The 26,632-nt window shown below is 58.9% G+C and carries 23 protein-coding genes and 2 pseudogenes; 16 read left to right on the plus strand and 9 right to left on the minus strand.

All coding sequences use genetic code 11. From position 1 onward, the window contains the following. Positions 1-115: 115 nt before the first annotated feature. Both THECO_RS17365 and THECO_RS17370 read left to right on the plus strand, forming a co-directional pair. A complete protein-coding gene (locus THECO_RS17365) occupies positions 116-1,450 on the plus strand; it encodes an IS1380 family transposase (protein ID WP_015256326.1) in 1,335 nt (444 codons plus the stop codon). Between the two features lie 291 nt (positions 1,451-1,741). Beyond that, a complete protein-coding gene (locus THECO_RS17370; protein WP_157373622.1) occupies positions 1,742-3,550 on the plus strand; it encodes a 5'-nucleotidase C-terminal domain-containing protein in 1,809 nt (602 codons plus the stop codon). 62 nt (positions 3,551-3,612) lie between these two features. Here the strand turns inward: THECO_RS17370 and THECO_RS17375 are convergent, their stop codons facing one another. Beyond that, on the minus strand, positions 3,613-4,008 hold the full coding sequence (locus tag THECO_RS17375; protein ID WP_015256328.1) for a VOC family protein: 396 nt from the start codon (positions 4,006-4,008) through the stop codon (positions 3,613-3,615). Positions 4,009-4,066: 58 nt separating this feature from the next. Beyond that, positions 4,067-4,837, minus strand: coding sequence for a glutamate racemase (murI, locus tag THECO_RS17380; protein ID WP_041853977.1), 771 nt, complete (start codon positions 4,835-4,837; stop codon positions 4,067-4,069). Between the two features lie 180 nt (positions 4,838-5,017). Between murI and THECO_RS17385 the strand changes: the two genes are divergently transcribed. After that, the gene (locus tag THECO_RS17385) at positions 5,018-5,911 is read left to right on the plus strand and encodes an SMP-30/gluconolactonase/LRE family protein (protein ID WP_408646051.1); all 894 of its coding nucleotides are present in this window, start codon (positions 5,018-5,020) and stop codon (positions 5,909-5,911) included. Positions 5,912-5,994: 83 nt separating this feature from the next. On the opposite strand, the gene THECO_RS21820 is transcribed toward THECO_RS17385, so the two are convergent. After that, entirely contained in the window at positions 5,995-6,168 is a 174-nt protein-coding gene (locus THECO_RS21820) for a hypothetical protein (RefSeq protein WP_015256331.1), read from the minus strand. A gap of 25 nt (positions 6,169-6,193) precedes the next feature. On the opposite strand from THECO_RS21820, the gene THECO_RS17390 reads away from it, so the two are divergent. Both THECO_RS17390 and THECO_RS17395 read left to right on the plus strand, forming a co-directional pair. Continuing rightward, the gene (locus tag THECO_RS17390) at positions 6,194-7,495 is read left to right on the plus strand and encodes an aminotransferase-like domain-containing protein (protein WP_015256332.1); all 1,302 of its coding nucleotides are present in this window, start codon (positions 6,194-6,196) and stop codon (positions 7,493-7,495) included. A gap of 50 nt (positions 7,496-7,545) precedes the next feature. After that, positions 7,546-8,322, plus strand: a complete 777-nt coding sequence (locus THECO_RS17395) for an exodeoxyribonuclease III (protein WP_015256333.1) — start codon at positions 7,546-7,548, stop codon at positions 8,320-8,322. A 93-nt stretch (positions 8,323-8,415) separates the two neighbouring features. On the opposite strand, the gene THECO_RS17400 is transcribed toward THECO_RS17395, so the two are convergent. Beyond that, positions 8,416-9,333, minus strand: coding sequence for a polysaccharide deacetylase family protein (locus THECO_RS17400; protein WP_015256334.1), 918 nt, complete (start codon positions 9,331-9,333; stop codon positions 8,416-8,418). Next, complete coding sequence (locus tag THECO_RS17405) at positions 9,323-10,615, minus strand: MFS transporter (RefSeq protein WP_015256335.1); 1,293 nt, start codon at positions 10,613-10,615, stop codon at positions 9,323-9,325. The genes THECO_RS17400 and THECO_RS17405 overlap by 11 nt, the downstream gene beginning before the upstream one ends. Positions 10,616-10,895: 280 nt before the next feature. Here THECO_RS17405 and THECO_RS17410 point away from each other — a divergent pair, with 280 nt between their 5' ends. From THECO_RS17410 to THECO_RS17455, 10 genes are all read left to right on the plus strand, one after another. Continuing rightward, positions 10,896-11,999 carry an ABC transporter ATP-binding protein gene (locus tag THECO_RS17410; RefSeq protein WP_015256336.1) on the plus strand — a complete coding sequence of 368 codons (1,104 nt, stop codon included), beginning with the start codon at positions 10,896-10,898 and terminating at the stop codon, positions 11,997-11,999. Continuing rightward, positions 11,992-12,798, plus strand: coding sequence for an ABC transporter permease (locus THECO_RS17415; protein WP_015256337.1), 807 nt, complete (start codon positions 11,992-11,994; stop codon positions 12,796-12,798). The genes THECO_RS17410 and THECO_RS17415 overlap by 8 nt, the downstream gene beginning before the upstream one ends. Continuing rightward, positions 12,791-13,594: an ABC transporter permease gene (locus tag THECO_RS17420; protein ID WP_041853979.1), complete on the plus strand. Its 804-nt coding sequence runs from the start codon at positions 12,791-12,793 to the stop codon at positions 13,592-13,594. The genes THECO_RS17415 and THECO_RS17420 overlap by 8 nt, the downstream gene beginning before the upstream one ends. Then, a complete protein-coding gene (locus THECO_RS17425; RefSeq protein WP_015256339.1) occupies positions 13,591-14,661 on the plus strand; it encodes an ABC transporter substrate-binding protein in 1,071 nt (356 codons plus the stop codon). The genes THECO_RS17420 and THECO_RS17425 overlap by 4 nt, the downstream gene beginning before the upstream one ends. A gap of 113 nt (positions 14,662-14,774) precedes the next feature. Then, a complete protein-coding gene (locus THECO_RS17430; RefSeq protein WP_015256340.1) occupies positions 14,775-15,398 on the plus strand; it encodes a GyrI-like domain-containing protein in 624 nt (207 codons plus the stop codon). A 147-nt stretch (positions 15,399-15,545) separates the two neighbouring features. Then, positions 15,546-16,451, plus strand: a complete 906-nt coding sequence (locus THECO_RS17435; RefSeq protein ID WP_015256341.1) for a DUF4097 family beta strand repeat-containing protein — start codon at positions 15,546-15,548, stop codon at positions 16,449-16,451. A gap of 340 nt (positions 16,452-16,791) precedes the next feature. Further along, complete coding sequence (locus THECO_RS17440; protein WP_015256342.1) at positions 16,792-17,529, plus strand: glycerophosphodiester phosphodiesterase; 738 nt, start codon at positions 16,792-16,794, stop codon at positions 17,527-17,529. Continuing rightward, on the plus strand, positions 17,522-18,421 hold the full coding sequence (locus THECO_RS17445) for a carbohydrate ABC transporter permease (RefSeq protein WP_015256343.1): 900 nt from the start codon (positions 17,522-17,524) through the stop codon (positions 18,419-18,421). Before THECO_RS17440 ends, THECO_RS17445 begins: the two co-directional genes overlap by 8 nt. Further along, positions 18,418-19,242: a carbohydrate ABC transporter permease gene (locus THECO_RS17450; protein WP_015256344.1), complete on the plus strand. Its 825-nt coding sequence runs from the start codon at positions 18,418-18,420 to the stop codon at positions 19,240-19,242. Before THECO_RS17445 ends, THECO_RS17450 begins: the two co-directional genes overlap by 4 nt. Before the next feature lie 36 nt (positions 19,243-19,278). Further along, on the plus strand, positions 19,279-20,697 hold the full coding sequence (locus THECO_RS17455; RefSeq protein ID WP_015256345.1) for an ABC transporter substrate-binding protein: 1,419 nt from the start codon (positions 19,279-19,281) through the stop codon (positions 20,695-20,697). A gap of 40 nt (positions 20,698-20,737) precedes the next feature. Here THECO_RS17455 and THECO_RS20745 read toward each other — a convergent pair whose 3' ends face one another. Further along, positions 20,738-21,937, minus strand: coding sequence for a polysaccharide deacetylase family protein (locus tag THECO_RS20745; protein ID WP_015256346.1), 1,200 nt, complete (start codon positions 21,935-21,937; stop codon positions 20,738-20,740). A gap of 181 nt (positions 21,938-22,118) precedes the next feature. Here THECO_RS20745 and THECO_RS17470 point away from each other — a divergent pair. After that, a pseudogene (locus tag THECO_RS17470) lies at positions 22,119-23,285 on the plus strand (IS3 family transposase). Positions 23,286-23,325: 40 nt separating this feature from the next. On the opposite strand, the pseudogene THECO_RS17475 reads toward THECO_RS17470, so the two are convergent. The 3 genes and pseudogenes from THECO_RS17475 to THECO_RS17485 all read right to left on the minus strand — a co-directional run. Beyond that, positions 23,326-24,156 (minus strand): annotated as a pseudogene (locus THECO_RS17475) (DDE transposase); the annotation flags it as partial. A gap of 237 nt (positions 24,157-24,393) precedes the next feature. After that, positions 24,394-25,233 carry a sulfurtransferase gene (locus tag THECO_RS17480; protein ID WP_015256349.1) on the minus strand — a complete coding sequence of 280 codons (840 nt, stop codon included), beginning with the start codon at positions 25,231-25,233 and terminating at the stop codon, positions 24,394-24,396. Between the two features lie 58 nt (positions 25,234-25,291). Next, positions 25,292-26,509 carry an MFS transporter gene (locus tag THECO_RS17485; protein WP_015256350.1) on the minus strand — a complete coding sequence of 406 codons (1,218 nt, stop codon included), beginning with the start codon at positions 26,507-26,509 and terminating at the stop codon, positions 25,292-25,294. Between the last annotated feature and the right edge of the window lie 123 nt (positions 26,510-26,632).

A 26,632-nucleotide genomic window follows, 5' to 3' on the forward strand; every position in this document is an offset into this window, starting at 1 on the left:
CTGAATCCGTGATCATTCGACGAATAAATACAAGGAGAAAGCAGGCAAATGCAGCCCCGAAGACGAATCATTCAGGTATTCGAAGCTTCGCAACCATTCACCTGCGGGGTGCTGTATGAAAATCAAGTTTGTTCGGTCCAAAGAACTCATTCTTTCCACACATGCTGGTCTTGCGACGGTGGGAGCCTTACTTGCCCATACCGGATTAACGAAACGCCTGAACCGTTCACGCCTCACGAAGGCGGAAAGTCCGTTTCATTCCCACTCCGACGTGATGAAAAGCTACATCGGCTTGCTGTGTCAAGGTAAAAGCGATTTCGATCACATTGAGCCGTTTCGGAACGACGATGTATTTCCGATCTGTTTGCAACTGCAGAAAGTGCCCTCCAGCCCGACGCTCCGGCAGCGTTTGGAACGCGCGGCCGAAACGGAAGAGGCGGGATGGAATGACATTCTTCTTGAGGAATCGGCCGATCTGCTCCGCCGCGTCCAGGCGCCATTGACAGGGCTTCAAGCCGGAACGGACATCTACGTACCGCTGGATATTGACGTTTCCCCTTTCGACAACTCGGGCACGAGGAAAGAAGGCGTTTCCCGAACGTACAAAGGCGTGGACGGGTACGCGCCGATCTTTGCTTATCTGGGCCAAGAGGGTTACGGCGTCAATGTCGAACTGCGGGAAGGCAGCACGCATGTCCAGAACGGGACGGCTGCTTTTTTAACCCGGAGCATCGCGTATGCCCGGCGCGTGACGGATCTGCCGATTCTCGTCCGCATGGACGCGGGAAACGACAGCCTTGACAATTTGCGCGTATGTCACCGTGAACAAGTGGACTACATCATTAAAGCCAACCTCCGCAAGGAACCGAAAGAGCTGTGGCTGCGCATCGCCGAATCCTCGGGCATTTGCTGCCAGCAGCGTGAAGGCAAGAAGGAGTATGTCGGTTTCATCGAGTTTACGGAAAAAGGATTTGACCGACCGCTCCGGCAAGTCTTCCACGTGATTGAGCGAACCATTGATCGGGATGGGCAAATGTTGCTCGTTCCGGAGATTGAAGTGAACGTGTACTGGACGTCGCTTCGCTGCGGACCGTGGCGGGTCATCGAGTTATACCGGGATCACGGCACCAGCGAACAATTTCACAGTGAAATCAAGACGGATCTGGATTTGGAGCGGTTGCCATCCGGGAAATTTGCGGCCAATAATCTCGTACTGCACGCAGGCGTGTTTGCTTACAATCTGCTGCGCATCATCGGTCAGGAAAGCCTGCGCAAAGACGACGCGCCGATTCGCGGCAACGTGCAGCGCCGCCGAATCCGAACCGTTATTCAAAACATCATCTACATGGCGGTGCGACTGGTTCGACATGCGCGGAGTCTGATCTTCAGCTTCGGAAAACACAGTCCCTGGTCACCGGTGCTGGAGCGAATCTACCGGACGTTTGCCTGATGCGAGAAAGAAGACGAAACCGTTATGGGATGGCCTGGCGAAAGACCTTTGTTCGTCAGGTCTGTTCGACATGGCCAAAACCGGTGGTACAAGTCATGATGCGCCCTTCTGCCAGCGGGCGAAGCAGTTGGTTCGTAATGAACATGGAAATAGTCCGGTCAAGATCCGGTTTCAGGAATAAGGTTCCGGGAGGATTCATAGAAGTTCACGGATTCAGGTTCTATTTATTATAGCGATGACAATTTGCCTGTATTATTGAAATCGGGGACTACTTTTTCGAGGAGGAATCGGATGATGGAGCGGCTGAGACAGGCCGGGCGCATGCTGCTGGCATTCCTGATCCTGAGTCTGCTGGCCTTGCCTGCGGCGGCAAGCGCCGCCCAAGGGGAGACGACGATCACGATCGTCCACGTGAACGATGTCCATTCCCGGGTTGAGCAGACGGATGCGAACATCGGCTATGCGAAGCTGGCCGCTTTCGTGAAGCAATTGAAAGCCGAGAACCCGAACACGCTGCTGCTCGATGCGGGCGATTCGCTGCACGGGCAGACGATCGCGAATCTGGAGCGCGGCGGCAGCATCGTCCGCATGATGAACGCCGTCGGCTTCGACGCGATGGCGACGGGCAATCACGATTACAACTACGGTTACGGCCGGCTGCTCGAACTGGCCGGCGAAGCGTCATTCCCGGTGCTCGCGGCCAACGTATACAAGCCGGACGGGACGAGGCTGCTCGAGCCGTACGTCGTGCTGGATGCCGGCGGCGTGCGGGTCGCCGTCTTCGGGCTCGCGACGCCCGAGACGACCTACAAGACGCACCCGGACAATGTCGCGGGGCTGACCTTCGCCGATCCGGTCGAGGAAGCGAAACGGGTCGTCGCGGAGCTTGAGGGCAAGGCGGATGCCGTCATTGCACTGGCCCATCTCGGCCTGGACGAAGCGAGCACCGACACCAGCCGGAAACTTGCCGAAGAAGTGCCGGGCATTGATCTCATTGTCGACGGACACAGCCACACGGCGCTGCCCGAAGGCCTGGAGGCCGGCGGCACGCTGATCGTGCAGGCCGGGGAATACGGCGAGCATGTCGGCGTCGTCGAACTGACCGTCGGACCGGCGGGCGTGAAAGCGCGAAATGCCCGGCTCATCCCGGCCGAAGAGACAACCGGCATCGAACCGGACCCGGGCGTGCTCGCCGTGATTGAAGAAGTGAAGGCGAATCAGGAGCCCCTGCTGTCCGAGATCGTCGGCAAGAGCCTCGTCGATCTCGACGGCGAGCGCGAGCATGTGCGGGCGGGTGAGACGAATCTCGGCAATCTGATCGCCGACGCCATGCTGTTCGAGACCGGCGCGGACGTTGCGCTGACGAACGGCGGCGGCATCCGCGCGTCCATCCCGGCCGGAGACATCACGAAGGGTCAAGTGATCACCGTGCTGCCGTTCGGCAACTACATCCAGACGAAGGAGGTCACCGGAGCCCAGCTGCTGGCGGCGCTTGAACACGGCGTGTCCGCGTACCCCGAACCGCTGGGCGGGTTCCCGCACGTCGCCGGGATGACTTTCAAAATCGATCCCGGCAAACCGGCGGGAGAGCGGGTTTACGACGTCCGGGTGGACGGCAAACCGCTCGACCTTCAGGCGGTGTACACGCTGGCGACGAACGATTTCCTCGCCGCCGGCGGCGATCAGTATGCCATGTTAGCGGAACAGCCGGTGACCGGTGATTTCGCTTCGCTGGAGGAAGCGGTCATCCGCTACTTGCAGGCAGAGGGCGAAGTCGCGCCCAAGGCGGAAGGACGCATCCGCGTTGAGCCTGCCGTAGCTCCCGGCACGATTCCGGAAGGCGCGCCATCGCCGCAGCAACCGGCGCCTGCACCGCAACAGCCCGCTCCTGCACCGCAGCAGCCCGCACCGGCTCCGCAGCCGGCGCCTGCGCCGCAGCAGCAGCCGTCATCCGAGCAGCACGTGTACATCGTGAAACGGGGCGATACGCTCTGGGCCATTGCCCGCAAATACGGCACCACCTGGCAGAAGCTGGCCGAGCTGAACCGACTGGAGAACCCCGACCTCATCTTCCCCGGTCAGCGCATCCTGCTGCCCTGAAGCATGACAGAACCCCGCACACGGAACGCATGCTCCGCCGTGCGGGGTTCTCTGTCATTCTTTTATTCCTGGAACAACTCGATGATCTCGCCGTCCGGCCCCTTGAAGAACGCGATCCGCGCCGGCACCGTTCCGAGCGAGACATCCTTCGGCTCGACCGTCACTTCCATGCCGGCTGCGCGCGCAACCTCAATCGCCTTGTCGACATTGTCGGTGCGAAGCGCCAGATGCAGGAACGCCCCTTCCGGCTTCGGGCCGGGCGCGCCTCCCGCAAAGATTTCAAGGTAATTGCCGTCTCCGGTATCGAGCAGGATGCCCCGCCCGTTCCCTTCGCCCCACCGCACGCGCTCGGTGAACCCGAGCACCTCGGTGTAAAACTTCACGGACGCGTCAAAATCGTGCACCCGAATCGCCACGTGATGAAATCCGCCGCCGCCGATCACCCGATTGTTGCCCATGACTTGTCTCTCCTCTCCGGCATCTGTTGCCGCGCATCAAATATTGCAATGTCCTGTATTACAATGTCCTGGCCCGGTCGAGCGCGATGCCCATCTTCCGGATGTACGCCGGATCGCCGCCGGTGCACATGAGCCGCACATCGCCGCTGCCGTCATTCTCCGAGATGCCGTAGCGGGTCAGGAGCGCCGCCAGCCGCCGAACCGTGCCGGCGTTGCCGTCGACGATCTCGATCGATTCCGGCAGCACGCGCCGCAGCGCGTCCCGGTAATAGATAAAATGCGTGCACCCGAGCACGATAATGCCGTACCGGTCAAGATCGAACGGTTCCAGCTTCCGCCGGAAATACGCCGCGAGTTCTTCCCCGTCAAACACGAGACGCTCGCAATAGTCGACCAGTTCGGGCAGCGGCAGCGAATCGACGATGCCGTTTCCGTCCACGCGGGAGACCAGCGCGTAATACTTCGGCATGGAGAGCGTCAGCGGCGTTGCGCACACCAGCACGCGCTTGCCCGTCGCCCGGTTCATCTCCACCGCGGGCTTGACGGCAGGCTCCATGCCGACGATCGGCATGCTGTAGATCTCCCGCAGCTCATTGATCGCGATGCTCGTGGCCGTGTTGCAGGCAACGACCAGTGCGTCAATGCCCTGACCGACCATGGTCTCGACGGCTTCCAGAACGTAGCGCCTGACGTCCTCTTTCGTCTTCGTTCCGTACGGCACGTGCAGCGTGTCCGCCATGTACAGATAATCTTTGGCCGGAAGCCGGCGAAGCGATTCGGCAAGCACGGTCAGTCCGCCCAGCCCCGAGTCAAAAAATCCGATCCTCATCTGCACCCGATTCCCGTCTGTTGTGGTAAAAGCCGCGATTGCCCATCCAATAACCTTTTTCATTTTACCTTATCCGCCCGCGGTTTGAATACCGTCAAATGTCCCGGCCGCATCCGCAGCCGGAACAATGGCGCTTTCCGCCCCGTTCTGTTATTGTGGGGGAAGATACACCAGCAGGAAATGGGGTTGAGCGCAATGTTGACGTATCAGGCGGAATGTGTCGTTGCCGCCGGCAACCGGCTCGGCGAAGGACCGGTGTGGGACGAGCGGCTCGGCGAGCTGTTCTGGGTCGATATCGAAGAGCGCAAGCTGCAGCGCTTCCGGCCGCTGGACGGACGCGTTGCCGTCCACGGGTTCGATCAGAAGATCGGCTGCGCGGTGCCGGCCGAGGACGGCTCGTGGATTCTCGGTCTGGCCGACGGCTTCTACCGGTTCGATCCGGATACGGAGCAGACCGGACTCATCGTCCATACGGACGAGCCCGATGCGGACAACCGGGTGAACGACGGCAAATGCGATCCCGAAGGCCGGTTCTGGGCCGGCACGATCAGCGCGAAATGGACGCGGAACGCCTCGCTGTACATGCTGGAGGCGGGCGGCAAGCTGACGCGGAAACTGACGGACGTCATCTGCTCGAACGGCCTGGCCTGGACGGCGGACGGGCGGACGATGTACTACATCGATACGGGCGAGCGGATCGTCTGGGCGTTCGACTTCGATCCGGAGACCGGCGCGATCGCGAACCGGCGGGTCGCCATCGAATATCCGGCGGACGAGCCGGGCGATCCCGACGGCATGTGCATCGACGCGGAAGGCAAGCTGTGGATCGGCCATTGGGGCGGCCGGCAGGCCGGACGGTGGGATCCCGTGACGGGCAGGAAGCTGGCGTCGGTGCCGATCCCGGTCGAAAATGTGACCTCCTGCGCGTTCGGCGGGGAGCATTTCGACGAGCTGTACATTACGACGGCGGGCGGCGGCAGCGGGCAGAACACCGGGAAGCAGCCGCTGGCGGGCGGCCTGTTCCGCGTGAAGGTGGACGTGCCCGGGCTGCCGGTCCAACGCGCGCGCGTATGAACGCCGAAGTCATGCCGATCCAACGGGGAGCAACCCGCCTTCTGGCCGGCGCGCCGGGCGGGCTGCTTCTATCATTGGCAGGCTCAGGGCACCATCGGCGTCCAATGGTCCAGCTTCCTCCTGATATAATCCTCTTTGGATTCGGGACGCATCCCGCGTTCCGCTTCTGCCCCGGGGTTCTCCTTCCACACCATGACAACCGTCAAAAGGACAATGGCCGCAAGAAACAGCGCAAGAATTCCTTTAAATCCCCGCATGGCATTTACCTCCCGTTTGGAACGAATGGAGCTGATTCACTGCACGCAGGGGAAAGGCTGCTTCGTCGGCCCGGATCCGGAAGATGGCGGCGGAACGCCGGAATTGTCCGCGTCATGGCAATTGTCCCTCATCGATTATTTGCCCCGGGCGCACACGTGGCGGCATTTCCAGGGATCTTCATCGGACTGCCGGTATCGGCTTCATGTCGCAATGGTGGACCCCGATTTGCTGCCCAACCGGGAAATCTGCAGGAATATCCATCAGCTCGTGACGGAGAACCCGGCGATTATCGCAAACTACGGGCCGTTTCAGGGGGATGCGGAGCTGCGGCAAGCCTTGTCCGTCTACTTTCGGGAACGCGGCATTGCCGCCGGCGCGGAGGAGGTGCTGATTGCGAGCGGGTCCCAGCAGGCGATTGATTTGGTGGCCCGCACGTTTACGGGGCCGGGGGATACGGTGTACATGGAAGGGCCCTCCTACTCCGGGGCCATCGACGTATTCGCGGCACGGGGCGCGCGCATTGTCACCGTTCCGGTCGATCATGAGGGGATGCGAATCGATATCCTGAGTCAATTGTGCGATGCCAATCCGCCGAAGCTGATCTATACGGTTCCGACCTTCCACAATCCGACCGGCACGGTGATGAGCGTCTCCCGCAGAGCCCGGCTGCTGGAGCTGGCCCAAAGCTACAATGCGATCATTCTGGAGGATGACGCGTTCAGCGATACGTATTTTCGGACGGAGCCGCCCCGCACGATCAAATCGTTGGACCGGTTCGGACATGTCATACTCGTAAAAGGATTCAGCAAAATTTTGTCGCCCGGCTGCCGCGTATCGGCGATTGTCGCTTCCGGCACCATCCTGAATCGACTGATCGCGGCCAAGACGATCGCGGATCTCGGGAGTCCCATGCTCAATCAGAAGGCCATTCTGCCGGTTCTCCAATCCAACCTGTTCCAGCGGCATCTGAAACGGCTAAGGGCGGCTTTGAAATCCCGCCGCAATATCGCCCTGGAACTGCTGAAGCGCCATGCGCCGCGTGGCGTGACCTGGACGGAGCCCGAGGGAGGGTTCAACATCTGGGTGACCCTGCCGGAATGGGCCAGGGCAACCGACCTGTACGCGCTCGCGCAGCGCGAAGGGGTTGCGATCCTGCCGGGCATCACCTGTTATGCCAACGAGCCCGAGCACCATCGCTTCCGGATCAGCTATTCGTTCATGGACGAGAACTCCCTCCGTGAAGCGATGATCCTCCTGTGCGATGTGCTTCGCAGGTATCTGGCCAATCCGGTGCCGAGGGAAACCCCCTCCCGGCCGACCCTGTAATATGGATCGGGCCCGCTTCGGGCGGGCTCTGCAATGAGGTGAAGAAACCGATGAAACTGATCTCATGGAATGTCAACGGCCTGCGCTCCTGCGTCGGCAAAGGCTTTCTCGACTACTTCCGGCGCGCGGACGCCGACATCGTCTGCGTACAGGAGACGAAGCTGCAGGAAGGCCAGCTCGAGCTGGAATTGCCGGAAGGTTACCGGCAGTACTGGAACTGCGCCGAGAAGAAAGGCTACTCCGGCACCGCCGTGTTCACGCGATTCGAACCGCTGTCGGTCCGGAAGGGCCTGTCCGACGGGGACGATCCGGAGGGACGCGTGCTAACGCTCGAATTCCCCGCGTTCTTCCTCGTCAACGTCTACACCCCGAACGCGCGGCGCGATTTGTCTCGGCTGGAATACCGCATCGCGTGGGAGGAGCGGTTCCGCGCGTACCTGAAGGAGCTGGATGCGCGCAAGCCGGTCGTCGTCTGCGGCGACCTGAACGTCGCCCATCGGGAAATCGATCTCAAGAATGCCAAATTCAACCGGGGAAACGCCGGCTTCACCGACGAGGAACGCGAGGCGATGACCCGGCTGCTCGAGGCGGGATTCACCGACACGTTCCGCCATTTCTACCCGGACCGGACGGACGCGTACACCTGGTGGTCCTTCATGCCGAAGGTGCGCGAGCGGAACATCGGCTGGCGGATCGACTATTTCCTCGTCTCCGCCCGCCTCGCGCCGTATCTGGAGGACGCGCTGATCGACAGCGGCATCATGGGCAGCGACCATTGCCCGGTCGGCCTCCTGATGCGCGATCCCGGCGAACAGCCGGAAGCTTGACCGCGCGGGAACCTTTCCGCATCCGGCGACAACAACGACAGCCGCATGCCGGCCCCTCTTCGGGGCGCAAGGCATGCGGCTGCGCGTGTTTCCTCACCTGCGCAGCGCGGACGCCGCCAGCCGCGCGCCGGCGCGCATACGCGATTCTCTCCCGTGCCGCCGGATGAAGGTGTAATCGACCAGTGTCACGCCCGCGTCGCGGATCGCGTAACGGAAGTCATCGTCCATCATCAGCCGGAACTCCCACACCCTTTTCTCCCAATGCGGAATCGCCCTGCGCATCCACGGGTCGTCGACGCCGGGATGAATATACGTCTCGCAGATGCCGAAGGGCAGGCGGTACAGCTTGTCAATCAACATCTGCTTGAACGATTCGTAGGTTTCACCGTCCCGCTTCTCGAACGGGTGCGAGAGCAGGTAGTCGGGCAGCGCGACGCCGAGCACGCCCGCCAGCGCCGACGCCTTCGCGGCCGCGCGCTCCACCCCCGGCATCGGGCCGAGCAGCGGATCGGCGGGGTCGACCTTGCGGAACAGCCGGAACGGCAGGCTCCGCCGCGCGCACCAGCGCAGCACGTGCGGAATATGGCTGCGGCCGGTCGCCATGCCGTACAGGCTGCCCATATGGTTGTCGGCATGGGTGATCTGCACGCCGCTCGCCCGGACCGCCTCGTACTGCGCGGTCAATTCGCGCATCACGTCTGCGGTGTCCGCGCTCCGCTCGAATTCCTCCACCGTCCGGTACATATGGCCGCTGTCGTCGTGCAGCGACGCTCCGCCCGTCAGGCTCGGGAAGCGGAGCGCCTCGAACTCGCTCGTCAGCGTCAGATGGAGGCCGATGTTCGGCTGCTCCCGCTTCCGGCACCACTCGGCCGCTTCGCGGAAAGCCGGCGCCGGCGCCATGATCGTTGCCGACGAGACGAGCCCTTCCTCGAGCAGATGCATGATCGCCGCGTTCATCGCCGGACTTTGGCCGAAGTCGTCGCAATTGATGACCAGATATTTACCCGTCATGCCGCTCCCCTTTTCCCCCTTCCAGCTTCACGAACAGCGAGATCGCGAAGGCGATCAGCAGCAGGACGAACGGAATGTAGCTGCTCAGCCAACGGAATGCCGCTTCGGGATTCGGCCCCGGATTTTCCCCGCTCACATAGCCGAAAATGTCGCCGACAATCAGGAACGCGAGCGCGGAAATGAGGCCGCTGGACCGCGTGATGAAACCGGAGACCGCCGTATAGACGCCTTCGCGCCGCCGTCCGGTCGCTTCGAAGTCGAGGTCGATGATGCGGCTGCCGACGACCGGCGGCGTGACGAGGAAACCGGAGAGTCCGAAGCCGACGAGCACGCCCGCCGCGATGCCGGTCGCCAGGTCGCCGGCGAGACTGAGCGGCAGCACGCTTGCCGCATAGGCGGCGAGCGACAGCCGCCAGCATTTCACCGGATCCATGTTCCGCGCGATCCGGTACCAGACGAAGACGAGCGGAATGACCGAGACGAAGATCGAAGCGAGCAGCCAGGTGACCTGCGCCTCGGGGATGCGCAGCACATACTTCGCATAGAAAGGGATGATCAAGCCGATCAGGCCGTTCACGGTCTGCGCGAAGGAGTTGGCGATGTTGTGCAGCCAGAACGGGATGTTGCGCAGCGTCGTGCGGAACGATTCCTGCAAGCTGAGCCGCGGGCCTTGCCGCGCTTCTTCCTGCTCGCGGATGCCGGCGATGCAGGCGAGCATCAGGACGCCGAAGAGAAAGGCGTAGATCAGCGCCATATTGCCGTAGCCGAGAGAAGTGTAAAGCAGCGGCGTCGCGGCGGTGCCGACCAGGAGGGCGGCGATCTGAAAGCCCTGCTGTACGGCCGACGCCCGGGCGCGCAGCCGGTTGCCCCGGAACAACTCCGGGAAAAGCGCCCCGTAGTTCACCCAGATGATCGTCGCGACCGCTTCGATCAGGATGAGCGCGGCGAGGAACCATGCGAACAGGCCGGCTTTGCCGAGTCCCGGCGGGACGGCGAACACCATCACGAACGTCAGCATGTACGCGGGCACGGCGCCGAGCAGCCATGGCCTCCGCCGCCCGAGCCGCGTGGACGTCCGGTCGGACAGCCAGCCGGCGAGCGGCTGGTTGACCGCGTCCCATACAAGGTAGATCGTGCGCGCAATCGTCGCCAGCCAGACGGCGAGTCCCAGTTCATCGACGTAATAGTAGAAATAAAACGAACTGAACGCCTGCGTCGGCACCATCATTGCGAACATCCCGAGCGCATACGCGGCAGGCGAGTTGATCCACCGGTTTCTCACGCATCCCCCTCCTTTTCCATCCTTTTCCCAACCCGTAAGTGTTATCGCTTACATCATAGCACGGGCGGATGTTTTGCGTCAGCTTTTTCCCGCTTCCCGGCGGCTTTCGCCGCAAAACGTCCCGGCCTTCATAAATTGACGGCGTTTGCCGTTTTTCTTGTATCCCCACACGACGAAATCCATGATAATATAACAATCGTAATTCACCCATCGGCAGAATCGGACAAGCGGCCGTACCCGGCTTCATGATTCGGCAGAATGAAAAGGAGGGTTAAAGCAGTTGGCGGATGACGTGATCATTCGGTTCGACCGCGTGACCAAACGTTATGAGGACGGCGTCACCGTACTGGACGAGGTCAGCTTCGACATCGAGCGGGGCAAATTCTACACGCTGCTCGGTCCCTCGGGCTGCGGCAAGACAACCATTCTGCGGCTCATTGCGGGGTTTATGGAGCCGACGGAAGGAAACATTTACATCAACGGAAAGCTCGTGAACCGGGTTCCGGCGAACAAGCGCCAGGTGAACACCGTTTTTCAGGATTACGCTTTGTTCCCTCATCTGAACGTATACGAGAACGTTGCGTTCGGCCTGCGGATCAAGAAGCTGGACCGCTTGAGCATTGATACCAAGGTGAAAGAAGCGCTGCGGTTCGTAAACCTTGAAGGCTACGAGAACCGTGACATCGCCGGCATGTCCGGCGGCCAGCGGCAGCGGGTCGCGATCGCCCGGGCGATCGTGAACGAGCCGGAGGTGCTGCTGCTGGACGAGCCGCTGTCGGCGCTCGACCTGAAGCTGCGCACGGAGATGCAGTACGAGCTGCGCGAGCTGCAGCGGCGGCTCGGCATCACGTTCGTCTTCGTTACGCACGACCAGGAAGAGGCGCTCGCGATGTCGGACGAGATCTTCGTCCTCAACAAGGGGAGGATCCAGCAGTCCGGCACGCCGACCGACATCTACGACGAACCGATCAACCGCTTCGTGGCGGATTTCATCGGCGAATCGAACATCATTCCGGGCCGGATGATCCGCGACTATCTGGTCGAATTCGCCGGCAAGCCGTTCGAGTGCGTTGACGGCGGATTCCGCGAAGGCGAGCCGGTCGAGATCGTCATTCGTCCGGAAGACCTCGAGATCACCGAGCCGGAGAGCGGCAAGCTGCGCATCCGCGTCGAGTCGCAATTGTTCCGCGGCGTCCACTACGAGATCAAGGGACGCGACGAGTCCGGCAACACGTGGCTGGTCCACTCGACGCGCAAAGCGGAGGTGGACGAGCACATCGGCCTGACCTTCGGCCCGGAAGCGATCCATGTCATGCGTTTCGGCGAGACGGAAGAAGAATTCGACAGACGGCTCGAGACCTACGGAGAGGGCAGCCATGGCTAGGACGCGAAACTTCTACCTCATCCCTTATGTCGCATGGATCGTCCTGTTCGTCGCGGCGCCGATCATCCTGGTCGCGTACTATTCGTTCTTCGATGTCGAAGGACAGTTCACGCTGGACAATTACGCGAAGTTCTTCACGCCGATCTACCTGCGCATGACGCTCGGCTCGTTCTGGTATGCCTTCCTGATCACGGCGTTCTCGCTGCTCGTGGCATACCCGACGGCGCTCATCCTGACGCGGCTCAAGCACAAGCAGCTGTGGCTGCTGCTCATCATCCTGCCGAGCTGGATCAACCTGCTGCTGAAGGCGTACGCCTTCATCGGCCTGTTCGGCAAATACGGCCTGGTGAACGCGGTGTTCGAGACGGTCGGCATCGGGGGCCGGCAGCTGCTGTTCAACGACTTCAGCTTCGTGTTCGTGTCGGTGTACATTTTCATCCCGTTCATGATCCTGCCGATCTACAACGCGCTGGAAGAGCTGAATCCCGCCCTGATCGACGCGTCCCGCGATCTGGGCGCTTCGGCATGGACGACGTTCCGGCGGGTCATTTTCCCGCTGACGCTGGACGGAGTCAAGGCCGGCTGCCAGGCCGTGTTCATTCCGTCGCTGTCGCTGTTCATGATCACCCGGCTCATCGCCGGCAACCGGGTCATTACGCTCGGCACGGCGATCGAGCAGCATTTCCTCGTGACGCAGGACTGGGGAATGGGCGCGACGATCGCCGTGTTCCTGATCATCGCCATGGCCCTCATCATGTTCGCGACCGGCATCGGAAAGCGGGGTGCGCTCCGTGGATAGAAGGTGGCGCTGGTCGAATCTGTATCTCGCGGCCGTCTTCGTCATCTTGTATGCGCCCATCGCTTATCTGATCGTCTACTCGTTCAACAGCGGCGGGACGATGACGGGATTCGACGGGTTCACGCTCGAATGGTACGCAGAAGTGCTGCAGGATACGCGGCTGCTCATCATCGTACTGAACACGATCGTCATCGCGCTGCTCTCGGCCCTCGTCTCGACGATTCTCGGAACGATCGGCGCGCTGGCGATCTATGAGGTGAAGCGCCGCAGCCGGAAGAACGCGCTGCTCGCGCTGAACAACGTCCTGATCGTCAGCCCGGACGTCATCATCGGCGCGTCGTTCCTGATCCTGTTCACGATCATCGGCATCCAGCTCGGCTTCGTGTCGGTGCTGCTGTCTCACATCGCGTTCAGCGTGCCGATCGTCGTCCTGATGGTGCTGCCGAAGCTGCAGGAGATGCGCACGAGCATGCTCGACGCCGCGCGCGACCTGGGCGCCAACGCGTGGCAGGTGCTGACGCGGGTCGTCGTGCCGTACATGAAACCCGGCATTTTCGCCGGCTTCTTCATGGCGCTCACCTACTCGCTGGACGACTTCGCCGTGACGTTCTTCGTCACCGGGAACGGCTTCTCGACCTTGTCCGTCGAGATCTACTCGCGGGCGCGGCAGGGCATCTCGCTCTCAATCAACGCGCTCTCGACGCTGCTGTTCCTGTTCACCGTCGCGCTCGTCATCGGGTATTACTTCATCAACCGCCGCAACGCGCGGCTCGCGGAAGGCGGTGAACGCCGATGAGACAGCTCGTGCAACTGTTCGCGGTTATCCTCGTCGCGTCGCTGGGCCTCATGGCGTGGACGAACGCGCTCAACCGGAGCGCGGGCTACGCGGGGGCGGACACGATCACCGTCTTCAACTGGGGCGATTACATCGATCCGGAACTGCTCAAGGAGTTCCAGGAGCAGACGGGCATCACCGTCATCTACGAGACGTTCGATTCGAACGAAGCGATGATGACGAAGATCGCCCAAGGCGGAACGACATTCGATGTCGCGATGCCGTCCGAATACGCCGTCGAGCGCTTGATGGAAGACGGCCTGCTGGTGCCGCTCGACCATTCCAAGCTGCCCAACATGGCGCATATCGATCCGCGGTTCATGGACATGTCCTATGATCCGGGCAACGTCTATTCCGTGCCGTATTTCTGGGGTACGGTCGGCATCCTCTACAACCCCGAAGCGTTCGACGAGCCGCCTGTCAGCTGGGACGCGCTCTGGGATCCGTCCCTGAGGAACGACATCCTGCTCGTCGACGGCGCCCGTGAGATTATCGGCATGGGGCTGAACAGTCTGGGCTATTCGCTGAACGACACGGACGAGGAGCACCTGCAGGAAGCGCTGGCCAAGCTGAAGCGGCTCACGCCGAACGTGAAAGCCATTGTCGGCGATGAGATCAAGATGCTGATGACCGGCAATGAAGCTTCGGCGGCGGTCGTCTGGTCCGGTGACGCGGCGGAAATCATGTGGGAGAACGAAGACCTGGACTACGTCGTGCCGGAGGAAGGGTCAAACCTCTGGTTCGACTCGATGGTCATTCCGAAGACGGCGCGCAACATCGAAGGGGCGCACCTGTTCATCAACTTCATGCTCGATCCGGAGAACGCGGCGCGGAATGCCGAATATGTCGGCTACTCGACGCCGAACGCCACGGCGCTGGAGATGCTGCCCGAAGAGATCCGGGAGGACGAGCGGTTCTATCCGGGCGACGAACTGATCGCCCGGCTGGAGGTCTACGAAAATCTGGGCAAGCGGATGCTCGCCTACTACAACGACCTGTTCCTCGAGTTCAAGATGCACGCGAAATGATACAAAGCCGGGAGCCTGCGGCGGTTCCCGGCTTTCGGCGTTTCGGACTGTCGGCATATTTGATCGGATAAGCTGTAGGGGATCATGTTCCGGAAGCGAAGGAGTGAACGGCATTGACGAAGGCTGTCGATTACAAGAAAGATTTCAAGCATCTTTATGTGCCGCCCGCGGAGCCCGTGGTCGTGGAAGTGCCGCAGCTGCCGTTTATCATGCTCGGCGGCTCCGGGGACCCGAACGGCGAGGCGTTCGTCAAACAGACGGAGGCGCTGTACAGCATCAGCTATGCGGTCAAAATGTCGTACCGCAGCGGCGATGCGCCGGCCGGCTATTACGCGTACAAGGTGTTTCCGCTGGAGGGGATATGGGATCTGGTGGACTACACTAGGCCTTCGACGGACAAAAGCAATTTCAAATACACCCTCATGATCCGGCAGCCGGATTTCCTGACCGAAGACGGGTTCCGGCGCTTCCTGGAGCAGACGAAACGGAAAAAGTCCAATCCGTATCTGGATCATGTCCGGTTCGAACGGATGGAAGAAGGGCTGTGCTGCCAGATGCTGCACATCGGTCCGTATGACGATGAACCCGCAAGCTTCGCGCGCATGGAAGCGTATTGCGCTGAACAGGGTTATGTCCGGGCGTCCAAGACGCATCGGGAAATCTACCTGTCCGATCCCCGCAAGACCGAACCGGCGAAATTGAAAACGGTGCTCCGATTCCAGGTGCATAAGCGCTAATCGCCCCGGATGGAGTCTCCAAAGCTTTTCCGCCAACCCCGACCAAAGTCTGGCGCCCGATCCTTCCACGGCCGGTACCTGGAGCGCAGGGTGCTGGTGTACACTTTGATCAACCACAGATGAGCGGAAAGGGTGTATTTGTCTGTCATGAGCCGGTTGGCAAGAACGATCGTTGGCGTCATCCTGGTCGCAGTCGGAATGATTGCGTTGGTGAAATATGTCTTCGGCTACGAATTGCGCGAGACCTATGAGCATGCGTTGACGCTCGGGGATCACGTGCGGGAGATCCGGATCGAGAACGACAACCTTGCGCTGGATATCGATTTTGCGGCAGGCGATGAGAATGCCGTCCGGATCGAGGGGAAGGCGGCGCCGGACATGGTGAAGCAGATCCGGTCGGCCGAGGTCAAGAACGGCGTCCTCCATCTGCGGTTCAAAGACCGGGAGCGATGGAACTGGAGCTTCTTCCCTGACTTCACGTGGGGCGAGAGGCAATCCATCACCATCTCGCTGACGGAAGAAGCGCTGGAATCGTTCGAGACGTTCAAGGTAAGCAGCGATGCAGGGTCGGTAAGGGTCAATGGCGCCAAGGCCCGGGATATCGTCATCGGATCCGATTCCGGCAGCATCCGGCTGGGCCGTCTGCAAGGCGGCACCTTGACGGTGACATCCGACTCCGGCGGAATCCGGCTGGAAGGCTATGAGGGCAAAAGCCTGGCGCTCCGTTCCGAGTCCGGAAGCATCCATGCGGACGAGGTTCACGCCGGCGTGACAGCCGTATCCGATTCCGGCAGCATTACGATCAATCATTTGACAGGCGCCGGCAATATCAAGACCGACTCCGGTCCGATCCTCATCGTGAAAGAAGACGAGATGGGCGCCGTCGTATCCTCCGATTCCGGCAGTGTCCGGATTACGGTGCCCCCCTCGTACAGCGGCTCCTATGATCTGAAATCCGACTCCGGCTTGATCCGCCACCCGGATGCCGCCGGCACGTCGGGGGAAGTCATCAAGGTGCGAACCGAAAGCGGCAGCATCCGGATTGAGCAATAACCTTATTTCGAGAGGCCAGAAATGCCAACAAACAAGGCATTTCCGGCCTTTATTCTTGTTGTGACGTGCCTAAGGATGTCGTTCCGGGCATAAGAAACTATTACGACGCATAATGAGGAAGGGGGTATCGCGCTTCCCGAGATCTTTGCAAGCGTTTACGACTTGCTTGCCGCGCACAAAAATTTTACGGAACATTGAAATCCAATTAATTCTCCGCTGACAAAGTGACAGTACGCTGAATTTGTCGAATTCGATCAATGTTACACAAGGCACAGCGATTTTTGCCTTCCCAATCGGCTGAAAGGGGATACGGATATGGACAGAAACGATCACCGGCCGCTTGTCATCGCCCACCGGGGGGGCCGCGGGGCAGGCACCGGAAAACACGCCGGCCGCCTTCCGGCTGGCGGTCGAGCAAGGGTGCGACATGATCGAGCTGGATGTGCAGCTGTCTGCCGACGAAGAAATCGTGGTCTGCCATGATTTCGAAGCGGACCGCACAACGAACGGGTCCGGCCTCATTCGGGAAACGACGCTTGAAGAGCTGCGGCGGCTGGACGCCGGCGCCTGGTTTTCACCGGAGTATGCCGGTGAACGGATCCCGACACTGCGTGAAGTGTTCGATCTCGTCCCCTCCTCCGTCGGGATCAACATTGAATTGAAGTGCAGCGACAACCGGATCATCCATCTTTTGTCTTCGCTGATCCGGGAGTACGGACGAACGGAGTCGGTCGTTATTTCTTCCTTCGACCATCGGCTTTTGCACCGGTTGAAAACGGCCTCGCCTGATCTGCGCATCGGTCTGCTGTACTCGGCCAATTTGCTGGATCCCGTGAAGCTTGTGCGCGATTTCGGTCTGGACGTTTACTCCATGCATCCGCATTTTGCCTTGATTGAACCGGAAGACATCGCGGCGCTGCGCGCAAACGGACAACAAGTCTATCCATGGACGGTCAATGATCCGGAGGCCATGAAGCGGCTGCTGGCCCGGGGCGTCTCGGGCATCATTACCGACTATCCGGACAGACTGCGTCGGCTGGCCGGATCGTCGATAGAGAGGAGTCTGCAGGATGGCTGAAGCCCAATCCATGAGGGCAGTGAAGCGGAGAGAGAACCTGCTGGGCTATTTGTTCCTGCTGCCCTGCCTCCTGTTCTTCGGAACGTTCCTGTTCTATCCGTTGTTCAAGTCCATCGTGCTCAGTTTCCAGCTGACGAATCCGCGGGGCGAGGCGGTGGCGTTCGCGGGATTGGACAATTACGCGAGCATGTTCACGTCCGGAACGTTCCTCTCGACGTTGAAAGCGACGGTGCTCTTCACGTTGTACACGGTTCCTCCCGGCATCCTGATCGCTTTCGCGCTGGCCTGCATGACCAACGCCAGGCTTCCGGCGATGAAGTCCTTTCAATTCATCTTCTCGATGCCGATCGCCATTTCGGCCGCTACCGGCGCGGTCATCTGGGCGCTCTTGTTCCACCCCAGCACCGGCATGCTGAATTACGCTCTCGGCCTGCTCGGCATCTCGCCGATCCCCTGGCTGGTCGACCCGAAATGGGCGCTCATCTCGGTATCGCTGATGACGGTGTGGATGAATCTGGGGTTCAATTTCATCGTGTTGACCGCCGGGTTGCAGGGCATTTCGGAAGATATTTACGACAGCATGAAAATCGACGGAGCCGGACCGATCCGGAGCGCCTTCAGCGTGCTCATCCCGCTCTTGTCGCCGACCCTGTTCTTTCTGCTCATCGTTTCGGTCATCAATGCGTTTCAAACGTTCGGGCAAATCCACATCATGACGAAAGGCGGCCCCATGAACGCCACGAACGTGATGGTCTACCAGATCTACCAGGAAGCCTTTGTGAACTGGCGCTTCGGTTCGGCCAGCGCGCAAGCGCTCGTCTTGTTTGCGATCATTCTGCTGCTGACGCTGCTGCAGTTTTTCTGGCTGGAGAAGAAGGTGCATTATCAATGATCATTCGCACGATCAAGCATCTTCCCTTGTATGCGGCGCTTGCGGTGTGCGCGTTGGCGGTGTTGTACCCGATGATCTACACGTTCTCATACGCCCTGATGACGCCCTCGGAAGCGCAGGCCTATCCGCCGAACATCCTGCCTTCCGGCATTTACTTGAAAAATTTCTCCGACGTGCTGAACCTGGTGCCGATTGACCGGTTTCTGCTCAACAGTTTTATCGTTTCGATCGCGGTTGTGGCCGGACAGCTGATCACGTCCAGCCTGGCGGCTTATGCCTTCGCCTTCATTCCGTTTCGCGGCAAAAGCCTGGTATTCTCGCTGTTCCTGTCCACGATGATGATTCCTTGGGAAGTGACGATCATCCCCAACTACATCACCATTCGCACCTGGGGATGGATGGACAGTTATGCCGGGCTCACCGTTCCGTTCATGGCCAGTGCCTTCGGCATCTTTCTGCTGCGGCAACATTTCCTGCAGCTGCCGAGGGAACTGCTGGAAGCGGCGCGGATCGACGGCTGCGGCCACTTCCGCATTTTCGCCGGCATCGTGCTGCCGACCGCCAGGCCGGCTCTGGCGACGCTCGCCGTCTACCAGTTCCTCAACACCTGGAACATGTACTTCTGGCCGCTGCTGATCACGAACCGGGATACGATGCGAACCGTGCAGATCGGCATCAGCATGCTGAAATGGGAGGAAGCGATGTCCCACAACCTCGTGCTGGGCGGTGTCACGCTCGTGTTGCTGCCATCCCTGCTTACCCTGGTATTCGGGCTCAAGCAGCTCGTCCGGGGCATTACGGCAGGCGCCGTGAAAGGTTGAAATTTGTTTTTATCAGAAAGGGAGGATTCCATCATCATGAATCGGTCGCTCAAGTCGATCAGCAAGAAAAAATCCGTCGTGATCGTACTTCTTGTTCTGCTCCTGGCATTGATGACGGCATGCAGTTCCGGCGGGAACACTGACAGCAACTCGGGCGGAGGTTCGTCTTCCGACTCTTCCGCAAGCCCGGGTTCGAACGGATCTTCCGGCGGCAACCGTTCAAATCCGATCAAAGTGACGTTCTGGCATTCCATGGGCGGCGAAGTGGGCCAAGCGGTGGACCATTTGGTAGCGGAATTCAACAAGTCCCGCTCGGACATCCAGGTTGAAGCGATCTATCAGGGCTCTTACGACGAAAGTCTGAGCAAAATGAAAACCGCCATGGGCAGCGGCACCGGTCCCACCATCGTCCAGGTCTACGAAATCGGAAGCCGGTTCATGATCGATTCCAAGGCGATCACGCCGATGCAGAAGTTTATCGATGCGGACAACTTCGATCTCAGTGAGCTGGAAGAAAACATCCTGGGGTACTACACATTCGACGGCCAGCTCTATTCGATGCCGTTCAACACGTCGAACCCGATTCTGTACTACAACAAAACGCTGTTCCGGGAGGCGGGACTGGATCCGGAAAATCCGCCGAGGACATTCAGCGAGGTGAAGAAAGCGGCGGAAGCGCTGACGAAGGACGGCGTGTACGGTGCATCCTTCGCCATTTACGGGTGGTTCATGGAGCAGCTGTTCGCGGTGCAGGGTCAGGAGTATGTGGATAACGGCAACGGACGCGAAGGGCTTGCCACCCGGTCGCTGCTCGCCGGCGAAGCCGGCACCACCGTCATGAATTGGTGGAAAGACATGATCGACAGCAAGGTGATGCTCAATCTGGGCCGCTCGACGGCGGATACGAAGACGGCCTTCAACGCGGGGCAAGTGGCTATGATTCTGGACTCGACGGCGGCGCTGCGCGGCATTGTGGACACCGTCGGCGGCAGCTTTGAAGTCGGCACGGGATTCCTGCCCCGCCCGGACGGAGCAGAAGACGGAGGCGTCATCGTCGGCGGCGCAAGTCTGTACATTCTGAACGACCGTCCGGAAGAAGAGCAAAAAGCGGCCTGGGAATTCATCAAATTCGTCGTATCGCCCGAGCAGCAGGCGTACTGGCATGTGAACTCCGGTTATTTCCCGATCACCAAAGCCGCTTATGATCAGCCGCTGGTGAAGGAAAATTTGGAGAAATTCCCGCAGTTCAAAACGGCCGTCGACCAGCTGCACCAGTCGAAGCTGAACAACGCAACCAAGGGCGCCGTAATGGGCATCTTCCCGGAAGCCCGCCAAATCGTGGAGCAGGCGATGGAGGAAATCATCAACGGGGCCAAATCAGTGGAACAAGCGCTGGCCGACGCCGAAAAAGAAATTACGGAAAAAATCCAGGCCTATAACAAGACCGTGCAGTAAAGCGCAGAAAGGGGCTTACCCGAAAGGGAAGCCCCTCATGTCATGAATTCAATACGCTTACCAGTTGTTCACCACTGTAGTCGCCGTGGGCATTTACTCGATAAATCACAGGATTGCCGTCGCGCAGATTTTTGTCTGTTTTTATCGTGACATGCAGTTTAAATCCGGCTTCTTTGGCTAATTGGATGACCGTTTTATCGTAAACACCGTATGGATATGAAAGGGCAATTGATTCTTTGCCGACATGCTGCCGGATGAGATCCCGCGATGTTTTAAGATCATTTAGAATTCTGTTTTTATAGGATCGTTCATCCTCATTGGCATTTCTGGCCAAAATTGCGGCTTTTTGCTTCTTTCCCTGCTGCACATAGTAGTGCAAATCATGCGTATGGCTTTCGATATTGATGACCCCGGAATCATACATTTCTTTGGCCTCTTCCCAAGTGAAGTGCCGTGAAAATCCTGGTTGCTTGCCTCTGTAACTCGTAATGATATAAATGGTTGCCCTCAAGCCTTTCTCCTTTAGAATCGGATAAGCGATCGAGTAATTGTTTGCATAGCCATCGTCTATGGTGATCAGCAGCGGCTTCTTTGGAAGTTTATAATGAGCGTTCGTTTTATACTGGTATAAATCTTCTTCCGTAATGGTTTCATAACCTGCCTGAATTAATTTATCCAAATGTTCACGAAATCTCTCGGGTGTAACGGTCAAGGAATCCGATCGGTTCGGATCGAAATGGTGGTACATGATGACATCAATTTTTTTCGGATGATATAAATATGCGCTTGTGATGGGTTTGATATGGATCAGCAACTTCTTTGTGTCCAGCAAAAGCTCCATCATACTTTTATCCAGGTGGTCAAATTTTATGTTAAATAGTTTGGCAACATCCCTGACAGAGGCGTATACTGTATTCTGAATTTTTTTGGTTGGATTGGATAAGGTAATGGTCTCCCCATTTATTTCACCAATGGCAGATTGAAACCCCAATGTAATAGCACCTTGATTTGTGGAGAAAAAAATTTTTTGTTCGTTGACATCAAAGGATAATTGATTACCGAACTGGCGCCATATTTCGCCTATGGGAATATAGGTAACGCCATTTTCCAAGTATCCGTAGATGACTCTGGTGTTATCATAGGATTCGAAAATGTTGTTTTTTTCTGCATTCACAGGAGCGCTCATCATGAAAATGCAAAAAATGAAACAAAGCGATAATAATTGCAATTTCAGCTTCATAGAATGCTGCCTCCGGATTTATCTTCAATGAATAATATGGTTTTGCTTGATATATCGGGAATGACAACCATTTGAGCCTTTTGCATAATTCCATTTCAGAGTAAGCTGATGCTAGACTAAATAGTGGACACCGAGAATCGAGAATGCGACAATAAACCTAGCAAAAACGAGGTGTCCGAAGATGAGTCAGAAATACGACAAAGAGTTTAAAATCCAAACCGTGAAAATGATTCAAGAACAGGGGAAGCCGGTGGCGCAGGCTGCTCGGGAATTGGGCGTATCCGACAATACCCTGTACCGCTGGATCAACGAATTCAAACAGGATCCGGTTAATGCGTTTCGCGGCAGCGGCAACTTGAAAATCGAAGAAAAAACCCTTCTCGAAATGCAGAAACGAATCCGCCGACTCGAGATGGAGAACGAGATTTTAAAAAAGGCGATGCACATCTTCGCAAAAGACCGGAACTGATCTTTGCGTTTATCCACAAACACCGCTCCAAGTATCCGGTGTCGGAGATGTGCAAGGTTTTGAACGTATCCCGGAGCGGTTACTATCAATGGACCAGACGTCAGGAAAGCGAGCGAAAGAAACGTCGCCGAGAACTGGAACAACAGATTAGCCGTATCTTTGTGGACTCGCGTCGCCTGTACGGCAGCCCGAAAATCACTCAGGTCCTGCGCCAGCAAGGTGTTCGGGTATCCGAGAAAACAGTCGCCCGCATCATGAAGGAGTTGGGACTCAAGTCGCGCACCGTCAAGAAATACAAGGCGACGACGAACTCGAAACACCATCTGCCGGTGCATGACAATGTGCTGAACCAGCAGTTCACGGCACAAGCTCCCAATCAAGTCTGGATGGCAGACATCACGTACGTTCCGACAGACGAGGGATGGCTTTATGTCGCGAGCGTGATGGACTTGTACACGCGCAAAATCGTAGGCTGGCACGCCGGCGAGCGAATGACCAAGGAATTGGTCCTGCAAGCTCTGGATCAGGCTTACAACCGTCAACGGCCGAAAGGCGAAGTCCTGCATCATTCCGATCGCGGCAGCCAATACGCATCTCATGAGTATCAAAAACGGCTCCTAAAATACGGGATGAAGGGCAGCATGAGCCGCAAGGGCAACTGCTACGACAACGCCTGCATCGAATCGTTCCACAGCATACTCAAAAAGGAACTCGTTTATCTGGAAACTCGTTTATCTGGAAAAGTTCAAGACCCGCAAGGAAGCGCAAAGCAAGATTTTTGAATATATCGAGTTTTTCTACAATCGCAAACGAGTCCATTCGGCGATCGGGTATCTCACACCCATTCAATGCGAACAAATGTACGATTATGTTGCGTAATTTTCTCGATTCCATGTGTCCAATCTATTGACAGAGGTCCAGTCATGGCATAGCCCATTGAACAGCACGGCGTCCCATTGGCCGTTGTCCCGGCAGGCGGTTCCTGTTCGCGCCTGAGGTTGAGCGGAATAATGGCCTGGGCCTTGACGTTTCGAGCAGCCTCGTAAACCTTCAATTGGTCGTAGCCCGCGTCAAGCATGAAGAAACGCGGGTTGGCTTTGGATGCTGCTTGTTCCATCAGGCTCGGCGCCCTTTCTCCATCATTGACGTGCGCAGGCGTGACTTCCAGCACCAGCGGCAGTTCGCTTTTCGTATCGACAGCCAGATGGAGCTTGTAACCAAACCAGGTGATCTTGTTGCCGAACGAATCCAGTTTCGCTCCCCAGTTGGCATTGCCGGTCTGTTCGCTCTTGCGTTTGGGCTGCTTTTTCTCGTAAGCACGGATGGCGGTACTGTCAATCGCCACGTGGCTGCCGTCCAAGATGCCTTCTTGCCGGCAACGCTCAACCAGATCCTCAAACAGCCGCTTGGCCAGTTCCTTTTTCGTCATTTCGGCAAAAACGCGGCTGAGCGTGGAGATGGACGGCGCTTCCCGATCAAGCGAAAGTCCGCACTGGTAGCGGAACCGCAGGTCGGTGCTCAACCGATGATGCAAAGCCGTAAAGGTATCGATTCCTTCAAACGGCGCGGCCAGGAGCGCGCGTAAAATCCCCTGTCTGCAATGCCCGTCAGCGCCTCGGGGTGAACGGCTTCTCAGTTCCTTGGCATAGGGTCTTAGATCAAGCGAGCTAAAGAAGATCGGCAATCGATCTTTCGACTGCATTTTTTGCAATTCCTCGAAGGAAAACAAGCTTTCTTGGAGAATATACAAAGTGACTTCACTCCCTGAAAGTTTTCGGTTTTGGTCACTTGAAAACTTCTCCAAGTTGGGGTGAAGTCCCTTTTTTATGTCGGAAAAACCTTGAAGCTCAAGGGTTCAGATTAATGCAAAAGGCTCATTTAATAAAGATTTGCTCCGCATCACGAAAAAAAAAGAACGGGCTGCAACAGGTCTCCAACTTTCAACCTGTCACAACCCGTCTTTCGAATCTTACACAGCTCTCGACTTCTACTCCCCGCCTTTCGCCACCGGATTGTCCTCGTACGAGATCCAGTCGCTCCAACTGCCCGCGTACAGCTTCACATCGCGGTATCCCGCTTCCATCAGCGCCAGCACGTTCGGGCAGGCGGTCACGCCCGAGCCGCAATAGACGATGACCGGCTTGTCCTGCGGCAGCGCCGCGAACCGCTCCGCCAGTTCTTCCGGGCTGCGCCAGCGGCCCGCTTCGTCCAGGTTCTCTTTCCAGAAGCGGTTGACGGCGCCGGGGATGTGGCCGGCGGCCCGGTCGATCGGCTCCGTCTCGCCGCGATAGCGGGCGGGCTCGCGCGAATCGACAAGCGCGCTCTCCCCGGTCCGGACGGCGTGCCGCACCGCTTCGACATCCGCCAGCAGTTCCTGCCGCACGTCCGGCACATACGTCTTCGGCACGCGGATCGGCGGCGGCGCGTCCGTCACCGGGAACCCGGCCTTCTTCCAGGCGGAGAAGCCTTCGTCCATCACATAGACCCGCTCGTGCCCCATGTAGCGCAGCAGCCACCAGAACCGCGCGGCCATCGCGCCGCCCTGGTCGTCGTAGGCGACGACCCGCATGCCGCGGTCGATGCCGGCCTTGCCGAGCTTCGCCGAAAGTTCCCGGATGTCCGGCAGCGGATGCCGTCCGCCGTGCTTCCCGACGGGTCCGGACAGGTCGCGCTCCAGATCCATGTAGATCGCGCCGGGGATGTACGACTCCTCGTAGCTGCGCCGGCCTGCCTCCGGATCGCTCAGCAGAAACCGGCAGTCGACGATGGCCAGATCCGGCTCATACATCCGCGCAAGCACCCAGCGCATGCTGACGATCGCTCTCATCCGAATACGCCTCCCGTCTCCTGTTCAGGCGTCATGCGTTCGCTTTTGTCCCGGCTGTTTAATGTCGGCCGGCGTCCAGGACATTAGGCTGCATCTTGCCCTGATGGATCGCCCGGACCGTGAGCGCCATGACGCCCAGCAGCGCAATGAGCAGCGATGCCGCGGCCGCGATCATCCACAGCGTGCCGACGGCTCCGTAATGATCCATGATCCACCCGGTCGTCCGCGGCAGCAGGGCGCCGCCGACGCCGCCCGACGCGATCAGCAGGCTCGTCGTCCGCTCCGTCATGCCGGGAATGTATTGATTCACGTACAGCAGCGCGACCGCGAACACGCCCGACCAGAGCAGTCCCGCCAGCCCGATCCAGAGCAGCGAAGCGCCGGCGCTGCCCGTCAGCGCCAGCATGACGAGCATGCCCGTCCCCGCCGCGGTGGAAATCAGCAGGTAGCGGAAATAACCGCTGCGGTCCGCAATGCGCCCCGCGAACATCCGTCCGACGACCATCAGCCCCCAGAAGACGCTCAGCGAGGCCGAGGCGGCCGCCTCGCTCATGTCGGTCCGCTCGAGCAGAATGGCCGGCAGATAGTTGCTGTAGCTCATCTCCATGCCGACATAGAGCGCGAAGTAGAGCGTGCCCGCCAGAAGCAGCGGCCAGGCGGCCGGCGCATAGCGGGCCTGCTTCAAGGCCGGCCGGTCTGCCGCCGCGGCTGCCCGGTAGGCGATCAGTTCGTCCACCTTCCCGAACGACATGGTCAACCAGAGCAGCATGGTGATGCCCGAGAGGGCGGTCACGATCGGGAACGCCATCTGCCAGACGTCCGCACGGATCAGCAGCCCCGCCAGAATCGGCATGACGAGCGCCCCGATGCCGAAGAACGTCTCCAGTTTCGCCATGGCCGAAGCTTTGCCGTCCGTTACGAATTCAATAATGATTGCGCCAAGCACCGCTTCCGTCATGCCGAACCCGAACCCCGCCAGCGGCGCGGATGCGAGCATCCAGCCCCACGGCAGCAGCAGACTGTAGGCCGCCTCCGCGACGGTCAGGCAGCCGAGCGCCAGAATGAGCGCGCTCCGGCGGCCCAGCCGTCTGGTGACCAGCGGCGCGCCAAGCACGCCAACCAGAAATCCGACAAATTGATTCATGATGAATTGGCCGCCGTCCCCGTACTCAACGCCGTATGCGCCGATCAGCGGCACAAGCACGGCGCCCGCCACGACGTGCGCCATGCCGATGACCATATAGGACAGGCAGCCGAGCCATATCAAACGATTCATACCCAGCTCCTGATCATCTCCGTGTTCGGATAAATTGCAAATTCTATGCCAATTACCCTTTATCATAACACGGCTGATCGGCAATGTTATAATGAAATCGTGAAGTTTTCGTTGAAATTGGCT

Source organism: Thermobacillus composti KWC4 (assembly GCF_000227705.2).
Classification (GTDB): Bacteria; Bacillota; Bacilli; order Paenibacillales; family Paenibacillaceae; genus Thermobacillus; species Thermobacillus xylanilyticus.

Coding starts and splice junctions, on each gene's coding strand:
- THECO_RS17365 (WP_015256326.1), top strand. CDS start 116: ATGAAAATCAAGTTTGTTCGGTCCAAAGAACTCATTCTTTCCACACAT.
- THECO_RS17370 (WP_157373622.1), top strand. CDS start 1,742: ATGATGGAGCGGCTGAGACAGGCCGGGCGCATGCTGCTGGCATTCCTG.
- THECO_RS17375 (WP_015256328.1), bottom strand. CDS start 4,008: ATGGGCAACAATCGGGTGATCGGCGGCGGCGGATTTCATCACGTGGCG.
- murI (WP_041853977.1), bottom strand. CDS start 4,837: ATGAGGATCGGATTTTTTGACTCGGGGCTGGGCGGACTGACCGTGCTT.
- THECO_RS17385 (WP_408646051.1), top strand. CDS start 5,018: ATGGGGTTGAGCGCAATGTTGACGTATCAGGCGGAATGTGTCGTTGCC.
- THECO_RS21820 (WP_015256331.1), bottom strand. CDS start 6,168: ATGCGGGGATTTAAAGGAATTCTTGCGCTGTTTCTTGCGGCCATTGTC.
- THECO_RS17390 (WP_015256332.1), top strand. CDS start 6,194: ATGGAGCTGATTCACTGCACGCAGGGGAAAGGCTGCTTCGTCGGCCCG.
- THECO_RS17395 (WP_015256333.1), top strand. CDS start 7,546: ATGAAACTGATCTCATGGAATGTCAACGGCCTGCGCTCCTGCGTCGGC.
- THECO_RS17400 (WP_015256334.1), bottom strand. CDS start 9,333: ATGACGGGTAAATATCTGGTCATCAATTGCGACGACTTCGGCCAAAGT.
- THECO_RS17415 (WP_015256337.1), top strand. CDS start 11,992: ATGGCTAGGACGCGAAACTTCTACCTCATCCCTTATGTCGCATGGATC.
- THECO_RS17425 (WP_015256339.1), top strand. CDS start 13,591: ATGAGACAGCTCGTGCAACTGTTCGCGGTTATCCTCGTCGCGTCGCTG.
- THECO_RS17435 (WP_015256341.1), top strand. CDS start 15,546: ATGAGCCGGTTGGCAAGAACGATCGTTGGCGTCATCCTGGTCGCAGTC.
- THECO_RS17445 (WP_015256343.1), top strand. CDS start 17,522: ATGGCTGAAGCCCAATCCATGAGGGCAGTGAAGCGGAGAGAGAACCTG.
- THECO_RS17450 (WP_015256344.1), top strand. CDS start 18,418: ATGATCATTCGCACGATCAAGCATCTTCCCTTGTATGCGGCGCTTGCG.
- THECO_RS17455 (WP_015256345.1), top strand. CDS start 19,279: ATGAATCGGTCGCTCAAGTCGATCAGCAAGAAAAAATCCGTCGTGATC.
- THECO_RS20745 (WP_015256346.1), bottom strand. CDS start 21,937: ATGAAGCTGAAATTGCAATTATTATCGCTTTGTTTCATTTTTTGCATT.
- THECO_RS17480 (WP_015256349.1), bottom strand. CDS start 25,233: ATGAGAGCGATCGTCAGCATGCGCTGGGTGCTTGCGCGGATGTATGAG.
- THECO_RS17485 (WP_015256350.1), bottom strand. CDS start 26,509: ATGAATCGTTTGATATGGCTCGGCTGCCTGTCCTATATGGTCATCGGC.